The organism is Ramlibacter sp., from assembly GCF_013697775.1.
Taxonomy (GTDB): Bacteria; Pseudomonadota; Gammaproteobacteria; order Burkholderiales; family Burkholderiaceae_C; genus Ramlibacter.
The window spans coordinates 1-2129 of the sequence record NZ_JACCWG010000097.1 but is presented as its reverse complement, the minus strand read 5'-3'; the positions used below and the strand labels follow the sequence as shown (position 1 = coordinate 2129).

The window sequence follows — 2129 nt, the reverse complement described above, 5'->3', positions numbered from 1 at the left end:
GGGTAAACATCGCTTCCGGGCTCTGGCTGTGGGTCTGCCCGCCGTAGATACCCCCGCCGCAGGGCATGCGGATCGTCATGGCGGCGGTGAACTGGCCGGCCGAGCGGTAGCGCAGGCGCGCCGCTTCCGACACGATCTGGTCCGAGGCCGGATAAAAATAGTCGGCGAACTGGATCTCCACCACCGGCCGCAGCCCGTAGGCGGCCATGCCGACGGCGGTGCCGACGATGCCGCCTTCCGAAATCGGCGCATCGAACACGCGCGACTTGCCGTACTTGGCCTGCAAGCCGTCGGTGCAGCGGAACACACCGCCGAAATAACCGACGTCCTGGCCGTAGATGACGACGTTGTTGTCGCGCTCGAGCATGACGTCCATGGCCGAGCGCAGCGCCTGGATCATCGTCATCGGTACCGTCTTGGTCTTGCTTTCGTTGTCATTATCTCTGCGCACGTTCACACTCCCGATTGTTGACGTTGGAGGCGCAAGTGTTCGGGCATCTCCTTGTAGACGTCTTCGAACATCGACGCGGCGCTCGGCGCCCGGCCGTGGGCCAGGGTGCCCGATAGCTCGGCCTCTTTTTGCGCGGCGACGATCTCCGCTTCCAGTTCCTGGCGCGTCGCTTCGTGTTCGGCGTCCGACCACAAGCCGAGGCCAGTCAGGTGCCGGCGCAGGCGGTCGATCGGGTCGCCCAGCGGGAAGTGCGACCAGTCGTCGGCCGGCCGGTACTTGGACGGATCGTCCGACGTCGAGTGCGGCCCGGCGCGGTAGGTGACCCACTCGATCAGGGTGGGCCCGAGGTTGGTGCGGGCCCGCTCGGCGGCCCAGCTTGACGCGGCATACACCGCCAAAAAGTCGTTGCCGTCGACCCGCAGCGAAGCGATGCCGCTGCCGACGCCGCGCGCGGCGAAGGTGACGCTTTCGCCGCCGGCCAGCGCCTGGAAGGTCGAGATCGCCCACTGGTTGTTGACCACGTTGAGGATCACCGGCGCGCGGTACACGTGTGCGAAGGTCAGCGCGGTGTGGAAATCGGACTCGGCGGTGGCGCCGTCGCCGATCCAGGCCGACGCGATGCGCGTGTCGCCCTTGATGGCCGAGGCCATGGCCCAGCCCACCGCCTGGATGTACTGCGTGGCCAGGTTGCCGGAGATGGTGAAGAAGCCGGCCTTCTTGAACGAATACATCACTGGCAGCTGGCGGCCCTTGAGCGAGTCGCGTTCGTTGCTCATCAGCTGGCAGATGATCTCGACCATGCTGACGTCCGCTTCACGCGCGAGCAGCATGCCCTGCTGGCGGTACGACGGGAACCACATGTCGGTGCGATCGAGCGCCATGTCGTGGGCCACGGGCATCGCTTCCTCGCCCAGGCTCTGCATGTAGAACGATGTCTTCTTCTGGCGCTGCGCGAGCAGCATGCGGCTGTCGAAGAGGCGCGTTTTCATCATCACGCGCAGGCCGCGCCGCAGCTGGGCCGTGGACAGCTCAGGCACCCAGGGCCCGACGGCCTTGCCGTCGCGGTCGAGCACGCGGATCAGGCTGTAGGCCAGGTCGCTGGTGTCGAAATGGCTGGTGTCCACCGGGGGCCGGCGCACCGCGCCCGCTTCGGACACGTGGAGGTAGGAGAAGTCGGTCGCGCAGCCGGGTCGCCCAGAGGGCTCCGGCACGTGCAAGCGCAGGGCTTGGGGCTGGCTCATGCAATGACTCCGCGCGATTGTGTCGCGCTGCTGAGTTGGAAAAGAGGAACTGTGCCACGGGTAAGCGGCCGCGCTCCAGGGTCTACGCCGGGGTGGGGCGCAGGGTCTGCCAGTGTGCCGGGTTCCGTTGGATTGCGTCAATAGGATGACAGCGCGACATCCTGCCGCAGGTGCGCCAAACAGGGTGCAAAAAGCGTCACGCGCCGGCTCAACGGGTGTTGGTTCTCAACTCTCCGCAGCCTGCCCCATCGGGTCTTAGTAGCGCGCACCCATGTATGACAGCCCGGAGTTGCCGTCGTACGGCTTGCCCGCGAAGCCCAGCTTGTTGGTGCCGGCCGCGGCCGCCGGGTTGTTCAGTTTGTTGCCGTACGGGTGGTAGTTCTCCTTCCACAGCACGTTGCCGCTGGCGTCCGTGGCCAGCTGCGGCGTGCCCGATA

At 66.5% G+C, this 2129-nt stretch carries 2 protein-coding genes and 1 pseudogene; all 3 read right to left on the bottom strand.

Annotation, left to right across the window (positions count from 1 at the left end):
• Positions 1 to 406 (bottom strand): annotated as a pseudogene (locus H0U68_RS05175) (alpha-ketoacid dehydrogenase subunit beta); the annotation flags it as partial.
• A gap of 47 nt (positions 407 to 453) precedes the next feature.
• Complete coding sequence (locus H0U68_RS05170; protein ID WP_296353346.1) at positions 454 to 1692, bottom strand: 3-methyl-2-oxobutanoate dehydrogenase (2-methylpropanoyl-transferring) subunit alpha; 1239 nt, start codon at positions 1690 to 1692, stop codon at positions 454 to 456.
• 255 nt (positions 1693 to 1947) lie between these two features.
• Positions 1948 to 2129 (bottom strand): RHS domain-containing protein (locus tag H0U68_RS05165; protein WP_296353344.1); only part of this gene is annotated, 182 nt, incomplete at its 5' end.

Coding starts and splice junctions, on each gene's coding strand:
- H0U68_RS05170 (WP_296353346.1), bottom strand. CDS start 1,692: ATGAGCCAGCCCCAAGCCCTGCGCTTGCACGTGCCGGAGCCCTCTGGG.